This window comes from Planomonospora alba (assembly GCF_039534085.1).
In the GTDB taxonomy this organism is placed as follows: Bacteria; Actinomycetota; Actinomycetes; order Streptosporangiales; family Streptosporangiaceae; genus Planomonospora_B; species Planomonospora_B alba.
On sequence record NZ_BAAAUT010000020.1, the window covers coordinates 70,715 to 87,944 of the forward strand.

The 17,230-nt window shown below is 73.1% G+C and carries 16 protein-coding genes; 5 read left to right on the forward strand and 11 right to left on the reverse strand.

Annotation, left to right across the window (positions count from 1 at the left end):
• Window positions 1-36 precede the first annotated feature (36 nt).
• The 3 genes from ABD823_RS14190 to ABD823_RS14200 all read left to right on the forward strand — a co-directional run bounded on the left by ABD823_RS14190 (window position 37) and on the right by ABD823_RS14200 (window position 4,355).
• Window positions 37-1,827, forward strand: coding sequence for a hypothetical protein (locus tag ABD823_RS14190; protein ID WP_344859604.1), 1,791 nt, complete (start codon window positions 37-39; stop codon window positions 1,825-1,827).
• A complete protein-coding gene (locus ABD823_RS14195; protein ID WP_344859606.1) occupies window positions 1,827-3,848 on the forward strand; it encodes a WD40 repeat domain-containing protein in 2,022 nt (673 codons plus the stop codon). Before ABD823_RS14190 ends, ABD823_RS14195 begins: the two co-directional genes overlap by 1 nt.
• A gap of 162 nt (window positions 3,849-4,010) precedes the next feature.
• On the forward strand, window positions 4,011-4,355 hold the full coding sequence (locus ABD823_RS14200; RefSeq protein ID WP_344859608.1) for an SH3 domain-containing protein: 345 nt from the start codon (window positions 4,011-4,013) through the stop codon (window positions 4,353-4,355).
• A gap of 192 nt (window positions 4,356-4,547) precedes the next feature.
• Here ABD823_RS14200 and ABD823_RS14205 read toward each other — a convergent pair whose 3' ends face one another.
• The 3 genes from ABD823_RS14205 to ABD823_RS14215 form a co-directional block, all read right to left on the reverse strand.
• Window positions 4,548-5,762 carry an NADP-dependent isocitrate dehydrogenase gene (locus ABD823_RS14205; RefSeq protein ID WP_344859609.1) on the reverse strand — a complete coding sequence of 405 codons (1,215 nt, stop codon included), beginning with the start codon at window positions 5,760-5,762 and terminating at the stop codon, window positions 4,548-4,550.
• A 145-nt stretch (window positions 5,763-5,907) separates the two neighbouring features.
• A complete protein-coding gene (locus tag ABD823_RS14210) occupies window positions 5,908-6,183 on the reverse strand; it encodes a DUF3017 domain-containing protein (protein WP_344859611.1) in 276 nt (91 codons plus the stop codon).
• Entirely contained in the window at window positions 6,180-7,301 is a 1,122-nt protein-coding gene (locus ABD823_RS14215) for a citrate/2-methylcitrate synthase (protein WP_344859613.1), read from the reverse strand. The genes ABD823_RS14210 and ABD823_RS14215 overlap by 4 nt, the downstream gene beginning before the upstream one ends.
• 181 nt (window positions 7,302-7,482) lie before the next feature.
• On the opposite strand from ABD823_RS14215, the gene ABD823_RS14220 reads away from it, so the two are divergent.
• Window positions 7,483-8,136 (forward strand): FHA domain-containing protein, encoded by a 654-nt coding sequence (locus ABD823_RS14220; RefSeq protein WP_344859615.1) that lies wholly within the window; start codon window positions 7,483-7,485, stop codon window positions 8,134-8,136.
• Window positions 8,137-8,171: 35 nt separating this feature from the next.
• Here the strand turns inward: ABD823_RS14220 and ABD823_RS14225 are convergent, their stop codons facing one another.
• From ABD823_RS14225 to purN, 4 genes are all read right to left on the reverse strand, one after another.
• Window positions 8,172-9,029, reverse strand: coding sequence for a bifunctional methylenetetrahydrofolate dehydrogenase/methenyltetrahydrofolate cyclohydrolase (locus tag ABD823_RS14225; protein WP_344859617.1), 858 nt, complete (start codon window positions 9,027-9,029; stop codon window positions 8,172-8,174).
• Between the two features lie 48 nt (window positions 9,030-9,077).
• On the reverse strand, window positions 9,078-9,251 hold the full coding sequence (locus tag ABD823_RS14230) for a hypothetical protein (RefSeq protein ID WP_344859618.1): 174 nt from the start codon (window positions 9,249-9,251) through the stop codon (window positions 9,078-9,080).
• A 339-nt stretch (window positions 9,252-9,590) separates the two neighbouring features.
• The gene (gene purH, locus ABD823_RS14235; RefSeq protein ID WP_344859620.1) at window positions 9,591-11,135 is read right to left on the reverse strand and encodes a bifunctional phosphoribosylaminoimidazolecarboxamide formyltransferase/IMP cyclohydrolase; all 1,545 of its coding nucleotides are present in this window, start codon (window positions 11,133-11,135) and stop codon (window positions 9,591-9,593) included.
• A 118-nt stretch (window positions 11,136-11,253) separates the two neighbouring features.
• The gene (gene purN, locus ABD823_RS14240) at window positions 11,254-11,880 is read right to left on the reverse strand and encodes a phosphoribosylglycinamide formyltransferase (RefSeq protein WP_344859622.1); all 627 of its coding nucleotides are present in this window, start codon (window positions 11,878-11,880) and stop codon (window positions 11,254-11,256) included.
• 82 nt (window positions 11,881-11,962) lie between these two features.
• Between purN and ABD823_RS14245 the strand changes: the two genes are divergently transcribed.
• Window positions 11,963-12,370 carry a hypothetical protein gene (locus tag ABD823_RS14245; RefSeq protein ID WP_344859624.1) on the forward strand — a complete coding sequence of 136 codons (408 nt, stop codon included), beginning with the start codon at window positions 11,963-11,965 and terminating at the stop codon, window positions 12,368-12,370.
• 104 nt (window positions 12,371-12,474) lie between these two features.
• Here the strand turns inward: ABD823_RS14245 and ABD823_RS14250 are convergent, their stop codons facing one another.
• From ABD823_RS14250 to icmB, 4 genes are all read right to left on the reverse strand, one after another.
• Window positions 12,475-14,118 carry a cell division protein PerM gene (locus ABD823_RS14250; RefSeq protein ID WP_344859626.1) on the reverse strand — a complete coding sequence of 548 codons (1,644 nt, stop codon included), beginning with the start codon at window positions 14,116-14,118 and terminating at the stop codon, window positions 12,475-12,477.
• Window positions 14,119-14,306: 188 nt separating this feature from the next.
• Window positions 14,307-15,182, reverse strand: coding sequence for a succinate--CoA ligase subunit alpha (sucD, locus tag ABD823_RS14255; protein ID WP_344859628.1), 876 nt, complete (start codon window positions 15,180-15,182; stop codon window positions 14,307-14,309).
• The gene (gene sucC / locus ABD823_RS14260; RefSeq protein WP_344859630.1) at window positions 15,182-16,363 is read right to left on the reverse strand and encodes an ADP-forming succinate--CoA ligase subunit beta; all 1,182 of its coding nucleotides are present in this window, start codon (window positions 16,361-16,363) and stop codon (window positions 15,182-15,184) included. Before sucC ends, sucD begins: the two co-directional genes overlap by 1 nt.
• A 345-nt stretch (window positions 16,364-16,708) precedes the next feature.
• A complete protein-coding gene (gene icmB, locus ABD823_RS14265) occupies window positions 16,709-17,116 on the reverse strand; it encodes a coenzyme B12-dependent isobutyryl CoA mutase small subunit (RefSeq protein WP_344859632.1) in 408 nt (135 codons plus the stop codon).
• Window positions 17,117-17,230 lie beyond the last annotated feature (114 nt).

Below are 17,230 nucleotides of genomic sequence, written 5' to 3' on the forward strand. Positions count from 1 at the left end.
TCATGTTAGATTTCCGGCCCGGACGGAAGGGGGACCGTGCTGTCGCTCGCCCCGGTCGCGCTCGTGCTCGCCCCGGTCGCGCTGGTCGTCGTCCCGCCGCTCGCCGACGACATGGATCCGCGCCGGATCGTCCGCTTCGCCTCCCGCCAGCGCCTCGTGCTCACCCCGTCCAACGCCGGCCGCGTCCTGACCTACCTGCGGGTCACCCGCCGCTGGCGGGCCCTCGGCCTGACCTTCGGGGCACTCGCCGTCCTCGCCTTCGAACCGTTCATCACGGTCAGCCCGTTCTACCCGGTCCTCGGCTGGTTCGCCGGGGCCGTGGTCGCCGAGGTACGGCTGGCGCGGGCCCGGCCCGCCGGGCGTGCGGACCTCGGCCTGCGGCCGGCCCCGCGCCGGTCGGCCTGGTTGTGGCGCGCGAGCGCGGTGGTCGCGGGGGCGCTGGCCCTGGCCGGGGCGGTCCGGGCCCTGTCGTCCGGCGCGGCCGCCGCGGCCGTCCCGGCGTCGAGCGCCGCCAGGGCCGCCGCGGCGGCGGCCGTACCGGTCCTGCTGCGCGGGCTGCGCACCCGGCCGCTGCCCGCGGGACCGGCCGACGAGGTGGCGGCGGAGGTGGCCGCGCGCTCCCGGTCCGCGCAGGTGCTGCTCGCCGGAGGCGCGGTGGCCGCCCTGTGGTGCGCGGTCCAGGCGGTCCTGCCGCCGGAGCCGCCGAGGGTGCTCGCGCCGCTGATCGCCCTCGTCTCGTGGGTGGTGCCGCTCGTCGCCCTGGCCGTGGGCACCGGGTCGTGGGCCCCCGCCCCGCGCACCGGGCCGGAGCGCTGGTGGGCCGCTCCCGTCACCGCCGTCGCGACCTTCGCCGCGGCGGTCGCGCTCGGCACCGCGTTCGTCGTCTCCGCCGCGGTCCCGCCGGGGAAGACCGCCGAACGGACCGTCCGGGACGAAGCCACGACCTCCTCGCGGCCGGTCGCCGAGGCGTCGCTGCCGAGGTGCGGCACCCGCCAGACCGTCCGCGGCTGCGCGGTGTGGGAGCTGATCCCCGTGGCGGGCCCCGGTGACTGGAGCCACCCGCTCCCGCTCCCGCAGGCCGCGGCGTTCGCCGGGCGGTACGGCGCGCTGCCGCGCCCGGCGCCGTTCGCGCTCAGCGGCGACGGCTTCCACGCCGTCTACCTGGACGCCCGGACCCGGCGGATGGTCCACCACGACCTGCGCACCGGGGCCCGCCGCGACCTCACCGGCCCGCTGGCCGACACGGACCTGCCGGTGCCCGCGCTCTCCCCCGACGGCCGGTACGCCGCCCTCGCCGCCACCGGGCCCGGGCGGGGTTCCGTCCGCCTCGTGGACACCGGCGGCGGCCGGAGCGTGGAGGTGCCGGGGCTCGGCCGGGTGCTCGGCGTCGGCCCCCGGGGCTTCGCGGCGGTCACCGTGCCCGACGGGGAGGCCGGGGGGAAGGAGGCCGAGCTGGCCGTGGTCGGCCTGGACGGCGCCGTGCGCTCGCGGGTGCCGTACGATCCCGCCTCGGTCGTGCGGCTCTTCCCCGACGGGCGCCGGCTGCTGGTCCTCACCGCGGGCGGTGAGGCGGTGACCGTTGACTCCGCCACGGGGAGGACCCTGCGCCGGGTGAGGCTCCGGATCGAGCTCGACCGGTACGCCGACGCCCCGGAGTTCCTGGGCTGGGACGACGGCGGCCGGGCCCTGCTCAGGCTCGACCCCGACGAGCCCGCCGACGGGGAGACGCATCTGGTGGACCCGGTCACGGGGAAGACCGCCGAGGCTCAGGACGCCGGACCGGCCGAGGAGGCCCTGGCGTCCGCCACCGGCAAGGTGAAGCCCTGATGACCGCCGCTCCGGTCGCGGCCGCCATGGCCGCGGTCGTCCCTGGCGGCCGTTCCCGGCTCGCCCGCCGTCTCCGCCCGGGGCTCGGGGCGGTCTGCGGCACGGTCGTCGTGCTCGGCGTGCTCCTGATGCTCCTGGTGGACCCCGGACAGGGTCGGCCGCCGGTCGGCCCCTGGGAGCCCCCGCCGCTCCCGGTGACCGTCGGCTACGCGTCGTGGCGGGACGACTGCCGCCACGACCCCGGGCCCGACGAGTCCTCCGCCTGCTCCGGCTGGCGGCTGGTCGTACGGTCCGGGGAGTCCGTCGAGGGCGCGGAGCCGGTCGAGGGGAACGGCGCACTCCGGTCGATCGAGATCTCCGACGCGGCCATGTGGATCACGCTCCCCGACGGTCCCGCCCTCCGACCTCCGCTCCGGGTGACCCCCGACGGTCACCGGATCGCCTACTTCAGCACGGCCGAGCGGCGCTTCGTCGCCCACGACCTGCCGAGCGGCCGGAAGGTCGGCCTGGCTTCTCCGTCGCTGGACGACGTCTCCGAGGGAGAGCGGCTCGACCTGCACGTCTCGGCGGACGGCAGGTTCTTCGCGGCGGCCCGCCTCGGCGGGCGTCCGCAGGTCCGTCTCACCGACTTCGAGACCGGCGCGACCACCACGCTGGACGGCGTCTGCGAGATCCTCAACCTGGGCCGGGACGCCCGCAGGATCATCGGCGTCCCCTGCTCCGGCGATCCGCCGGACGCGGAGGATGGTCCGTACGAGCGGTACGGGAACCGCTCGTGGACGGTGTTCGACCGGGACGGCACGCGCATCGGGAATGCTTCCGAGCACGCCTTTCTCACTGGGGTGTCTTCCGACGTCGGCAGGGGGACCGCCCTCGTCTCGGCGGACGGCGGGCGCACGGCCGGGCTCTACCGGGACGCCTTCCGCGGTGCCCGCTATCCCGGCGGAGACGAACGGCTTCCGGAACCGCCCGACATCCTGGCCGTCAGGGGCCTGGAGTCGGGACGGGTGCTGCGCCTCGTCCGGTTGCCCGAGGTCTCCCCCGGCTGGGGCTACCACGGCGTGGTCGGCGACCGGGTGGTGCTGCGGAGTCCGCGCGATGACGTGTACCTCATGGTGGATCTCACCGATGGCGGGATCCACCGGGTGCTGGACGCTCCGCCGGACGATCCGTCAGCCGTCTTCGGTGCTCCCGCGACGAGTCCGGCGACCGGCCCGCCCGCACCGTCCGGGCGGCCGCTCGCGGCCGCTCCGCCGTCCGGCGTGGTCTCCGGCTGCACCGGCGACCCGTGCGAGCGTTGGCACCTGGCCACGGACGCCGTCCCGGACCCGCCGCTGCCGGGGGCGCTGGCCGTGCCGTCCCTGTTCGCCGTCAGCCGGGACGGCCGCCATCTGGCCTACGGCCGCGAGGAGGACCTGAGCCTGGTCGTCCACGACCTGGAGACCGGGCGGGTGCTCTCCGCCTCCGGCCCGCTCGACCCCGACATCGGAACGGCGGAGAAGCGTCCCCGGCTCTTCTTCACTCCGGACGGGCGCCGCCTGCTCTTCCAGCCCTGGGAGGGGCGGCCAGTTGAGACCGTCGATCCCCGTACGGGGCGCCGGTCGCGGTTCCGCGTCGGCCCCGGGGACTCCCTCGTCGGCTGGACCTCGACCGGGCCGGTGGTCCACCGGGTCACGATCGGCGAGGACGGGCCTTACGAGAGCGAGCTGCGTTTCCTCTCCCCCGGCGGGAAGCGCCTGCGGACCGTCCGCACGGACGACTGGCCCGGCGCTCCGCCCTCCGGCGTCTCCCCCGACGGGAGCAGGGCGGTCGCTCCGGGTGACGGCGACGCACCACTGATCATCGACATCCCCACCGGGCGCGAGGTCCGGGCCGACGTCACCCGGTACGGCGGGTGGCGCCACTGGGTCTTCCAGGACTGGATCACGCCGGACGAGGTCCTGCTCAGGACCGAGCCGGGTGCGGTGCGGGAGTACGGGGTGCTGACCTTCTCCACGGGCGAGATCCGATATCTGCCGTGAGCCATGGGACGGCCCGCCCGCCCGGCCCTGCGTCCGGTGCGGCCCGGCGTTCCGCATGGGGCCTGTCGAGGGTCGGTAGATAGGCGTTCATCACCGGTTTCTCCCACACCATCAGGACAAAACTGCACATAACGCCCAAATCGCCACACAGGGAGAGGATTCATGGATCTCAAGCGATTCACCGGTGTTCTCGCGGGCACGGCCGTCGCCGGGAGCGGCGCGCTCGTCTTCGGCCTCGCCACGGCGGCACCCGCCGCCGCGGACGACTGCGTCTACAAGGTCAGGACCCAGCAGAGCAGCCTCAACGTCCGCAGCGGCCCGTCGAGCAGCAGCGCCGTCATCGACAGCCTCGGCCACCACGACTACACCGTCGGCGGCTGCGGGACCCACGGCACCGGGGTGAACGCCGGCAAGTGGCGGAACGTGCAGGGGACCACCCACGGCAGGAACGGGTTCGCGCACGGCGACTTCCTGACCAAGCTGGGGAAGGTCACCGTGGAGCCCTGACCCGGCGGGGAGGGACCACCCGGTCCCGGAGACGACAAAGGGCCGCCCGTCCGGGCGGCCCTTTCCCCGTGCACGGCGCCCCGCGCGCCCCGGCGCACCGCCGTACGGCGTGCGCGGCGCCTCCGTACGGCGTGCGCGGCGCTCAGCGCGCCGGGGAGGCGGTCAGGCCGTCCCCCCGGCGGGAAGGAAGCGTCAGGCCATCTTCCGCTTCAGGTTCTCGTCCAGGGCCGCCAGGAAGTCCTGGGTGGTCAGCCACTCGGCGTCGCCGCCGACGAGCAGGGCGAGGTCCTTGGTCATCTGGCCGCCCTCGACGGTCTCGATGCAGACCTGCTCCAGCTTCTCGGCGAACTCGATCACCGCGGGGGTGTTGTCGAGCTTGCCGCGGTGGGCGAGGCCGCGGGTCCACGCGAAGATCGAGGCGATCGGGTTGGTGGAGGTCGGCTTGCCCTGCTGGTGCTGGCGGTAGTGGCGGGTCACGGTGCCGTGCGCGGCCTCGGCCTCGACGGTCCGGCCGTCGGGGGTCATCAGGACCGAGGTCATAAGGCCGAGCGAGCCGAAGCCCTGCGCGACGGTGTCGGACTGCACGTCGCCGTCGTAGTTCTTGCAGGCCCAGACGTAGCCGCCCTCCCACTTCAGGGCCGAGGCGACCATGTCGTCGATGAGGCGGTGCTCGTAGGTGAGGCCGGCCTCCTCGAACTCCTTCTTGAACTCGGTCTCGTAGACCTCGGCGAAGATGTCCTTGAAGCGCCCGTCGTAGGCCTTCATGATCGTGTTCTTCGTCGACAGGTAGACCGGGTAGTTGCGGGCCAGGCCGTACCGCATGGAGGCGCGGGCGAAGTCGCGGATGGACTCGTCCAGGTTGTACATCGCCATCGCGACGCCGGAGCCCGGGAAGTCGAAGACGTTGAGCTCGATCGGCTCGGAGCCGTCCTTCGGCGTGAAGGTGAGGGTCAGGGTGCCCTCGCCCGGGATCTTCAGGTCGGTGGCGCGGTACTGGTCGCCGAAGGCGTGACGGCCGACGACGATCGGCTTGGTCCAGCCGGGCACGAGCCGCGGCACGTTGGACATGATGATCGGCTCGCGGAAGATGACGCCGCCGAGGATGTTGCGGATGGTCCCGTTCGGGGACTTCCACATCTTCTTGAGGCCGAACTCCTCGACGCGGGCCTCGTCCGGGGTGATCGTGGCGCACTTGACGCCGACGCCGTACTGCTTGATCGCGTTGGCGGCGTCGATGGTCACCTGGTCGTCGGTGGCGTCGCGGTGCTCGATGCCGAGGTCGTAGTACTTCAGGTCGACGTCGAGGTAGGGAAGGATCAGCTGGTCCTTGATGAACTGCCAGATGATCCGGGTCATCTCGTCGCCGTCAAGCTCGACGACCGGGCCCTCTACCTTGATCTTGGGCATGCGTGTGGTTCCCCTTCTGAACTAACACTGGCCAGACAGTCCTTTTGAGGCTCACTGGCCGTTGAGGCTATCGGACGGCCCTGTGCGGCACGCGGGCCACCCGGTCATCCGACGACTGCCCGCGGACACGCCGCGGTCGATCCGTTCACCGCGGCATCAGCCACGGGTATTCCAGCAGCAACGATCCGGCCATCAGCGCGGCCCCGAGCAGGGCGAGCGTGACGACGTCGGTCGTCTTCTTCCGTACGGCCAGCCGCCCGCCTCCGGCGAGCCGTACCACGGCGCCCAGCATGATGACGGCGCCGAGTGAGAAGCCTCCCCACTCGACGTCGACCATGACCGCTGAGGCGACGGCGAGGACCGCGCCCGCCAGCACCAGCGGGTACGGCCCCCAGCGTTCTTCGGTCGTGTGCGCGTTCACCGCTCGCCGATCGGCTTCCACTTCTGGTCCCGCTCGCCGATGTACTCGCTGTCCGGGCGGATCAGCCGGTTGTCGGCGTGCTGCTCGATGACGTGTGCGGTCCATCCTGACATGCGGCTGACCGAGAAAACCGGCGTGAACAGGTCGGTCGGGATGCCGAGGTAGTGGTAGACCGTCGCGGCGTAGAAGTCGACGTTCGGGTAGAGGCCCTTCGTCTCGAAGACGACCTCCTCCATCTCCTTCGACATCCGGTAGTAGGTGTCGTCACCGGACGCCTCGGCGAGTTCCTGCGACATCTTGCGCAGGTGCGTGGCGCGCGGGTCCTCGGTCTTGTAGACCCGGTGGCCGAAGCCCATGATCTTCTCGCCGGCCGCCAGCTTGTCGCGTACGGCCTGCGCCACGCCGCTCGGGTCGAGCGACTCCAGGGTCCGCATGACCTGCTCGTTCGCTCCGCCGTGCAGCGGGCCCTTCAGCGTGCCGATCGCGGCGACGATCGCCGAGTGCATGTCCGACAGGGTCGCGGCGCAGACCCGGGCGGCGAACGTCGAGGCGTTCATGGTGTGGTCGGCGTGCAGGACGAGGCAGGTGTCGAAGATCTCCACCGCGCGGGCGTCCGCGGGACGACCGGTGATCTGCAGCAGGAAGTTCGCCGCGACGCTGAGCTCCGGGTCCGGCTCCGGGGCCGGCGTGCCGGTCCGGGCCGCGTGGTAGCGGGCCACGAGCAGGGGCTGCTGCGCGGTGAGGCGGGCCGCCTTGCGCCGGTTCGCGTCGGGCGCGTTGGAGTCCTTGTCCGGGTCGTCGGCGCCGGCGAGCGAGACCAGCGTGCGCAGCGCCTCCATCGGCGCCTGCTTGGCCGCGACCTCGGCGATGTTCGCCTCCACCAGGGCGCCGAGCGTGCGCCCTGCGGCCAGCTCCGCCCCGTAGGCGGCCAGCTGCTCCCGGGTGGGGAGCGTGCCGCACTGCAGCAGGTGGGCGATCTCTTCGAACGTGGTGCGGCCGGCCAGCTCGTGGATGTCGTATCCGCGGTAGAAGAGGCGACCGGCCTTGCCGTCGATGTCGCTGAGCGCTGTGGACGCGGCTACGACATCGGCGAGGCCTTTGGTGGGCTTGTCCGCCATGAGTGTTTCCTCCGCATATCGTCGCCCGAAGTCTACCCGTGAGCAGGGGAAACCTTTTCAGGAGGTCCAGACCAATTTCAGGAAGGATTCTGCTTCTGGCAAAGGAGATTCCCCATCCCCTCGTTTGGGTAAGCCGGAGCTGTAGTAACAGTTACGGCGGGCTACCTGGGGAGGAACTGCCGTGGAGGGGCCGTTCATACGCATCGAGGACACCGGCGAGGTGGTCCCGTTGCGCCCCGAGATCACGACGGTCGGGCGAGGCAGAGGGGTCGACATCCGGCTCACCGATCCGAGCGTGTCCCGGCTGCACGCGGAATTCGTCCGGCGCGGACCCTATCTGTACGTCGTCGACCTGGGCCTGTCCCGCAACGGCACGCGGGTGAACGGCAGGCCGATCGCCCGGAGGGTCCTCGACGACGGCGACGTCGTCTCCTTCGGCGCCGCCCGGGCCAGGATCGGCGGGGTCCCGCGCGAGGACTTCGTCCCCGAGGTCGAGCTCCGCCGCGCCGCGGCGCCGGAGCTGACCCGGCGGGAGGTGGACGTGCTGACGTCCCTGTGCCGGCCCGCGCTCTCGGACGAGGCGTTCGTCGCCCCGGCCACCGCGCGGGAGATCGCGGACGATCTGGTGGTGACGGAGGCGGCGGTCAAGCAGCACCTCCTCCGCCTTTACCAGAAATTCCGCATCCCGGAGGGGACCAACCGGCGCACCCGGCTGGCCAACGAGGTCGTCGCCCTGGGGCTGGTCAGGCCCACCCCGGTGGTGCCGACGCAGCGCACGACCGGCGCCCCGGAGCCGTCTCCGGCGACGGGAGCGGTGGGCCGCCGGGCGTCCTAGCCTCCGGCCCGCCGGCTCGGGGCGGCGGTCCGGGGTCAGCCCCGGGCGGCCTGCCGCTCGGCGGCCTCGACCACGTTGGCCAGCAGCAGGGCCCGGGTCATCGGGCCCACGCCTCCGGGGTTGGGGGTGAGGAAGCCGGCGACCTCCGCGACGTCGGGGGCGACGTCACCGGCGATCCTGCCGTCGACCCGCGAGACGCCCACATCGAGCACGGCGGCGCCGGGCTTGACCATGTCCGCGGTGATCAGGTTCGGCACGCCCGCGGCGGCGACGACGATGTCGGCGCGCCGGGTGTGGGCGGCCAGGTCCTGGGTGCCGGTGTGGCAGAGCGTCACGGTGGCGTTCTCCGAGCGGCGGGTCAGCAGCAGGCCGAGCGAGCGGCCCACCGTGATCCCGCGGCCCACCACGACGACCTCGGCGCCCTTGGTCGGCACGCCGTACTCCTGCAGGAGCAGGACGATCCCGTGCGGCGTGCAGGGCAGCGGCGCGTCGACCATGTGCACCAGGCGGCCCAGGTTGACCGGGTGCAGGCCGTCGGCGTCCTTGGCCGGGTCCATCCGCTCCAGGAGCGCCTGGGTGTCCAGGTGCCGGGGCAGCGGGAGCTGGACGATGTAGCCGGTGCACTCCGGCGAGGCGTTGAGCTCGTCGATGACCTCCTCGACCTCCGCCTGCGTGGCGTTGTCCGGCATGTCCTTGCGGATGGAGGCGATGCCGACCTCCGCGCAGTCGCGGTGCTTGCCCGCGACGTAGATCTGGCTGCCGGGGTCGTCGCCGACGAGAACGGTGCCGAGTCCGGGGGTGATCCCCCGCTCCTTGAGCACGGCCACCCGCTCCGCCAGGTCTGCCTTGATCCTCGCCGCGGTGGCCTTGCCGTCCAGAATCTGCGCGCTCATGTGTCCAACCTTCTCATGAGATCATCCGCGCGCGGCCACCGCCGGGGGTCACCCCTGCTCGGCCTCCCGCCGCTCGATGATCCGGCGCGTGAAGGGGATGCGCTCCACGGCCTTCGCGCCCAGGTAGCCCGCGACGAGGGCGAGCAGCACCAGGAAGAACGGGCTCTGCCAGAAGCCGTTGGCCATCATCATCGTCGGCAGTAGAACGTCGAGCATGGTCATGGGGGTCTCCACGGGAGAGGGAAGGGACGACTCAGGTTAGAGGGAGTTCAAACCTCATCGAGCCCGAAAATTATGGTCAACCGGCCACCTTTTTGTGTCCTCGGTCCCGGTGATCCGGTCGCGCTCCGGTCCGGCCGGGATCCGGCACGGGCGGGCGCCGTCGTGACCTGGGCGGGGAGGGCCTTCGCAGGCGGCACACCCTGTATCGGCGGGCCGTGCCCCCGCCGTAGGGCTTTGCCGGAAGTTCCTCTTCGCCGGAATCCTCCGGAAGCCCTCTCGCGGAGAACGCGCGACGGGCGTCCCGCCGGGAGGACCCCGGCGGGACGCCCGTGAGAAGCCCTAGTGGAAGAAGTGGCGGGTGCCGGTGAAGTAGAGCGTGACGCCCGCGGCCTCGGCCGCGGCGATCACCTCGTCGTCCCGGATCGAGCCGCCGGGCTCCACGACCGCCTTCACGCCCGCGTCGATGAGCACCTTCAGGCCGTCGGCGAAGGGGAAGAAGGCGTCGGAGGCGGCCACGGACCCGGCGGCGCGGTCACCGGCCCGGGAGACCGCGAGCTGGGCCGAGTCGACCCGGTTGACCTGCCCCATGCCGACGCCGACGCTCGCGCCGCCGGAGGCCAGCAGGATCGCGTTGGACTTCACCGAGCGGCACGCCGTCCAGGCGAAGGCCAGGTCGGCGAGGACCTCCGGCGAGGCCGCGGGGCCCGCCTTGAGCTCCCAGGTGGCGGGGTCGTCGCCGGGGGCGTCCACCCGGTCGGCGGTCTGCACCAGCAGGCCGCCGTCGATCCGGCGGAACTCGGTCGGGTCGGCCGGCCCCTCCGGGCAGGCCAGCAGCCGCAGGTTCTTCTTCTCCTTCAGCACGGCCAGCGCCTCGTCGGCGAAGGAGGGCGCCACCACGACCTCGGTGAAGACCTCGGCGATCTGCCGGGCCAGCTCCCCGGTGACCTCGCCGTTGACCGCGATCACGCCGCCGTAGGCGGACACCGGGTCGCAGGCGTGCGCCTTGCGGTGCGCCTCCGCCACGTCGGCGCCGACCGCGATGCCGCACGGGTTCTGGTGCTTGATGATCGCGACGGCGGGCTCGGCGAAGTCCCACGCGGCCCGCCAGGCGGCGTCCGCGTCGAGGTAGTTGTTGTACGACATCTCCTTGCCGTGCAGCTGCTCGGCGCCCGCCAGCCCGCCGGTGCCGGCGCTGTAGAGCGCGGCGCGCTGGTGCGGGTTCTCGCCGTAGCGCAGGGAGGCCGCCAGCTCCCACGAGGCGCCCCTGTAGGCCGGCCAGGCGCCGTCCTCCGCCGCGTAGACGTCGGCGAACCACGAGGCGACCGCGGTGTCGTAGGCGGCGGTGTGGGCGTAGGCGGCGGCGGCCAGGCGGCGGCGCTCGGTGAGGGTGAACCCGCCCGCGGCGACCGCGGCGAGCACGTCGCCGTAGGCGGCGGGGTCCACCACGACCGCGGCGGTGCCGTGGTTCTTGGCGGCGGCGCGGATCATCGCCGGGCCGCCGATGTCGATCTGCTCCACGCACTCGGCGTCGGAGGCGCCGGAGGCGACGGTCTGCCGGAACGGGTAGAGGTTGACCACGACCAGCTGGAACGGCTCGATCTCCAGCTCCTCCAGCTGCGCGACGTGCGCGGGGTTGCCCCCGTCGGCCAGCAGGCCGGCGTGCACGCGCGGGTGCAGGGTCTTGACGCGGCCGTCGAGGCACTCGGGGAAGCCGGTCAGCGCCTCGACGGGGGTGACCGGGACACCGAAGGAGGCGATCTTCGCGGCGGTGCCGCCGGTGGAGACGATCTCCACCCCGGCGGCGTCGAGCCCGCGTGCCAGCTCCTCCAGCCCGCTCTTGTCGTACACCGCGATCAACGCGCGCCGGATGGCGATGCGGGTCACTTTCGATCCTCCTGTTTGTTCCGGTTGTCCGGGGCGCCCGGCTCATCCGCCGGGTCGCCGGGTCTTGCGGGTGCCGGCCCCGCCGGGGCCGCGGCGGGGCGCCGGGCCCCGCGGGTCCTCAGCCGGGACCGGCGGCCCGTCCGAGGCGGACGGTCCGGCCGGTCACGGTCCAGCCCTCACGGGCCATCCGGCCGACGGTGTCGACGAGCAGCCCCCGCTCGACGGCCTTGATGCGCTCGTGCAGGGTCTGCTCGTCGTCCCCGTCGTAGACGCGCACGGCCTCCTGGGCGATGATCGGTCCGGTGTCCACCCCCGCGTCGGCGAGCATCACCGTGCAGCCGGTGACCCGCACGCCGTACGCGAGGGCGTCGCGCACCCCGTGCGCACCGGGGAACGACGGCAGCAGCGCGGGGTGGGTGTTGAGCACGGGGAAGGCGCTCAGCACCGGCTCGCCGATGATCTTCATGAAGCCGGCGCAGACCACCAGGTCGGGCTTGTGCTCGGCGATCCTGGCCGCGAGCGCCCGGTCCCACTCGTCGCGGGACGGGTGGTCCCCGAGGCGCTCGACGAAGGCCGGCACCCCGGCGCGCTCCGCGCGGGCCAGCCCCTCGATCCCGTCGCGGTCGGCGCCCACCGCCACGATCCGGGCGCCGTAACCCTCGTCCGCCGCGGCGTCCAGCAGGGCCTGTAGGTTGGTTCCAGAGCCGGAAACGAGAACCACAAGCCGGGCGGCCTGGGATGACACCGACGCACTCCATTCGGACGGGGACTCACGCCGCTGCAAGGGTATAGGTCCGTCCATTCGGACGACGCAAGGAGGGCATGCAGTGACGACACCCGTCCAGCTACGGCCGGCGGAGAGCGCGGGGCGGCGTGCGTTGTGGCTGGCGTTCGCGGCCGCGGTGATGACGTTCCTGCTCCCGGTGGCGGGGCTCGTCATGTCGGTCTTCGCGCTCGTCGTCTCGATCCGCGCGATCCCCCTGCTCAGGTCGGTGCCCAAACCCGTCGGGACGGCCGTCGCCGGCATCGTCGTCTCGGCGACGGCCCTGCTGTTCTCGGCGGGGGCGGCGACGCTCCAGGTCTATCTGCGTGACGAGTACGCCGCCTACAACGAGTGCATGAAGGGCGCTGGCACCGTGACCGCCCGGGAGGGGTGCCTGAACCGGCTGGACCAGGCGGTCAAGGAGAAGATCCCCTTCCTCGACCGCGAGCTGACCTACCCGTTCTCCCCCTGACCGGCCGGGGCCCGTCCTCCCGCGCCGCGGGTCCCGCGTTCCCGCCGCCGGTCCCGTGCGCCGGTGCCCGCCGGGACGTGCCGGACCGCTCGGTGCCGGACCGCTCAGTCGCGGTCCCACGCGTAGGGGTCCACGTAGATCACGTGACCGCCCCGGTCGTCGGTCTCGTCGACGATGTCGCGGCGGGGCGGGCGGGGCGGCTCCGGGCGCCGCGCCGGCTTCTCCGCCGCGGCCGAGGCGTGCTCGTCCTGCCAGTCGTCCCGGATGACCGGGATCGGCTGGGTGTCGCACTCGGTGGCGTCCAGCCAGTGGCCCGGGAGCGCGCGGGCCCCCTCCGGCCCGGCGGTCCGGCCCCGGCCGCTCACCGCCCCGGCCAGCTTCGCACCCGCCCTGCGGACGGGCTCGGCGGCCGAGCCGACCTTCGCCGCGGCCCGGGCGACAGCGGTGTTCTGGCCGCGGAAGATGAGCCACCAGTTGGCCAGCCCGGCCGAGATGCCCGCGGCGACCCCCGTCTCCAGCGTCACCGAGAGCATGACCTCCCAGGCGGCCGGGCCCATCTCGACGAGCCTGGCGCCGCCGAGCGCGCCCCCGGACAGGGCCGCCAGCAGCCCGGCCGCGCAGCCGGTCGCGATGCCGCAGGCGAACCCCCACAGCGGCGCACCCTCGTAGGTGGGCGAGGGGGCGATCCTGACGACCACGACGCCCGCCACCGCCCCGGCGGCGAACGGGATGGCGATCACCGCCATGAGCCAGGCGGGGGCCGGCCCGGCCTCGGGCAGCGCGCCCAGCAGCGGCAGGCTCGGCACGGTGCCCAGCTGGACCCCGGTCGGGGCGATCAGCGTGCCGGTGCCGACGGCGAACCCGGGCCCGGTGATGTAGGCCATCCCCCAGATGAACGCGTTGGGCAGATAGAGGCCCTGGACCAGCAGGAGCAGCAGCCCGCCGACGAAGCCGGGCTCCAGCACCTCCGTCAGGTGCCGGATCTGCCCGAAGCCCATCACGACGGCGCCCAGCGTCAGGAGGGCGCCCGCCGCCAGCATGATCCCCGTGGCGACGACCGTCCCCGCCACGACCGAGCGGAGCCGTTCGGGCAGCAGGCGCGGCATCACCCGCCACGGGCCGATCGCCCGCACGGTGGCCAGCGCGCCGGCGACGAAGGCCAGCACCAGGTGGCTGATCAGCACCTCGCCCAGGAACGGCTGGGTGATCTCGTTGCGGGCGACGAGCGCGATCCCCCCGGCCAGCAGCGCGTACGGCGCCGCCAGGGAGACGCCCGCCTGCGCGATCAGGACCAGCTGGGCGCGGCGGCGGGCGTTGGCCTTCTCCTTGGGGCTGTTCTTGGGCAGCCGGGCGGGCAGCCGGAGCCGCAGGTCGGCGTCGCGGGCCATCCAGATCCCTGCCCGGTAGAGCAGGAACGCCGGCAGTGCCATGAGCCCGAGCGGGAGCAGCCCGACGGACCCGCCGGGGATCGCGAACCCCGCGTGGTGGGCCGCCAGCCAGAGCTGCGCCGCGGTGCGGAAGACCTCGGGCAGTCCGGCGCCGAGCGCGCCCCGGGGCGCGGCGATCCAGCCGATCAGGGTGAGCGTGGTGAGCACCGCCAGGCCCGCGCCGAGGGTCCAGGCCGCGGCGAGCATGCCGGAGACGGGGAGCGGCCTGCGGGCGTCGTCGTCACCCGCGGCACCCGGCAGGGGGATGCGGCTGAGGACGGTGCGGGGGGCCGCCCGGAAATGGTCGAGAAAGGCCGTCACAGTACACGATGGTCTCACCGATCATGGGGCGGAGCGTCCTCATCCGCCCCGCGTGTCGCGGACCGCGCGCGGGGGTCGGGAGCGCCGGACGGCGCATCGCCACCGGAACGCCGGACCGTGCCCGGGGCCCGGACGGCGGATGCCGCACCACCCGCCGACGGGGCGGTGCGGCATCCGGAGCCGGCGGCTCAGCGGGAGCGCATGATCTCCCGCATGAGGCGGGCGGTCTCGCTGGGCGTCTTGCCCACCCGCACACCGACCTTCTCCAGCGCCTCCTTCTTGGCCTGCGCGGTCCCGGCCGAACCCGACACGATCGCGCCCGCATGACCCATGGTCTTGCCCTCCGGCGCGGTGAAGCCCGCCACATACGCCACGACCGGCTTGGTCACGTGCTTTTCGATGTAGGCCGCGGCCCGCTCCTCGGCGTCCCCGCCGATCTCCCCGATCATCACGATCGCGTCGGTGCCCGGGTCGGCCTGGAAGGCCTCCAGCGCGTCGATGTGCGTGGTGCCGATCACCGGGTCACCGCCGATGCCCACACACGTGGAGAACCCGAAGTCGCGCAGCTCGTACATCAGCTGGTAGGTCAGGGTGCCCGACTTCGACACCAGCCCGATCCGGCCCGCGGTGGTGATGTCGGCCGGGATGATGCCCGCGTTGGAGGCGCCCGGCGAGGCGATGCCCGGGCAGTTCGGGCCGATGATGCGGGTCTTGTTGCCCTTGGCCACCGCGTACGCCCAGAACTCGGTGGTGTCGTGCACCGGCACGCCCTCGGTGATCACCACGCACAGCCCGATCCCGGCGTCGACGGCCTCCTTGACCGCGTCCTTGGTGAAGGCCGGCGGCACGAACACCACGGACACGTCGGCGCCGGTCTCGCGCATGGCCTCGGCCACGGTGCCGAAGACCGGCAGGCCCTCGTGCACGGTGCCGGCCTTGCGGGCGTTGACGCCGCCCACGACCCGGGCGCCGGAGGCGAGCATGCGGCGGGTGTGCTTGGTGCCCTCCGAGCCGGTCATGCCCTGAACGATGATCTTGCTGTTCTCGGTCAGCCAGATAGCCATTACGCACCCACCGCAGCCAGTTCGGCGGCGCGCTTGGCCGCCTCGTCCATCGTGTCGACCAGCTCGACGCCCGCCAGCTTGGCGTCGGCCAGGATCTGCCGCCCGAGCTGGGCGTTGTTGCCGTCCAGGCGGACGACCAGGGGGCGGGTGACCGCCTCGCCGCGGCTCTCGAGCAGCTGGAAGGCGGCCACGATGCCGTTGGCCACCGCGTCGCAGGCGGTGATGCCGCCGAAGACGTTGACGAAGATCGACTTGACCGAGGGGTCGGACAGGATGATCTCCAGGCCGGCGGCCATGACCTCGGCCGAGGCGCCGCCGCCGATGTCGAGGAAGTTGGCGGGCTTGGGCTGCCCGGGCACGGTCTCGCCGGCGTAGGCGACCACGTCGAGGGTGGACATGACCAGGCCCGCGCCGTTGCCGATGATGCCGACGCTGCCGTCGAGCTTGACGTAGTTGAGGTCCTTGGCCTTGGCCGCGGCCTCCAGCGGGTCCTCGCTGGCGGTGTCGGCGTAGGCCTCGTGCTCGGGCTGGCGGAAGGCGGCGTTGTCGTCGAGCGTGACCTTGCCGTCCAGGGCCTTCACCTGGCCGTCGGCGGACAGGATCATCGGGTTGACCTCGACCAGGGAGGCGTCCTCGTCGACGAAGACGGCCCAGAGCTTCTCGATGAGCTCGGCCGCGCCGTCGAGCGCCTTCTCCGGCAGGCCGCCGGCCACGGCGATCTCCCGGGCCTTGGCGCGGTCGACGCCGGTCAACGGGGAGACCGGGACCTTCGCGACCTTCTCCGGGGCGGTGGCCGCGACCTCTTCGATGTCCATGCCGCCGGCCGCGGAGCAGATGGCGAGGAAGGTGCGGTTCGCGCGGTCGAGCAGGAAGGAGAAGTAGTACTCCTCCGCGATCGCGCTGGCCTCCTCGATGAGGACCTTGTGGACCGTGTGGCCCTTGATGTCCATGCCCAGGATGTCGGTGGCCTTGCGCTCGGCGTCCGCGGCGTCGTCGGCGACCTTCACGCCGCCCGCCTTACCGCGGCCACCGGTCTTGACCTGGGCCTTGACGACGACACGACCGGTCAGCTCCTCCGCTGCCGCGCGTGCCTCCTCCACGGTGTGCGCGACGATGCCGCGCGGCACCGGGATGCCGTACTCCGCGAAGAGCTCCTTCGCCTGATGTTCGAACAGGTCCACGAGGGTCCGTCCTTGCTTGTCCGGCTGGTGTACAGATGTCGGCGGGCCGGCTCCACGACACGAGGGGAGCTGGCGATTTTTGCGCCAATGAAGCCTAGCCCCCTCCGGGCGCTGACGAGGTCACCGGGGGTTGACCCGTCCGGATCCGGATCCCGGGAGTCCTCCGCGCGGGCGCCCGGAGGCGCCGCGGTACGTCTCGCGCGGCGCCTCCCCGCGCAGCGCGGGGAGGCCGCCCCGCACGTCTCCCGCGGGCACCGGGTACGCGTGGTCCGCACCTCTCCCGCGGGCGCCGGGTGCGCGGGACGGCGCCCCGGCCGCGTCACGCGGGGGCCGCTCCCCGGTGCGTCACACGCGGGCGGGGACGCTGCTGCGCACCCACTCGACGATCTCCTCCATGGTCGCCCCCGGCGTGAAGATCCGTGCGACGCCCATCCGCTCCAGCTCGGGGATGTCGGCCTCCGGGATGATGCCGCCGCCGAACACCACGATGTCCTCCGCGTCGTTCTCCTTGAGCAGCTCGATCACCTTGGCGAAGAGGGTCATGTGCGCCCCGGACAGGACCGACAGCCCGACGGCGGCGGCGTCCTCCTGGACGGCGGTGCGCACGATCTGCTCGGGCGTCTGGTGCAGGCCGGTGTAGACGACCTCCATCCCGGCGTCCCGCAGCGCCCTCGCCACGATCTTCACGCCCCGGTCGTGTCCGTCCAGCCCCGGTTTGGCGATGACGACGCGAATCCTCGACACGGCATCCATGACAGACCTCCTCGTCTGCGTTCCGCTCATGAAGTGGCGGCTGCCCGCAGCGTAACCGGCCCGGCGGAACCCGATCGCGCCGGTCGCGGCGGAACCGGGCCGCATTGATGATCG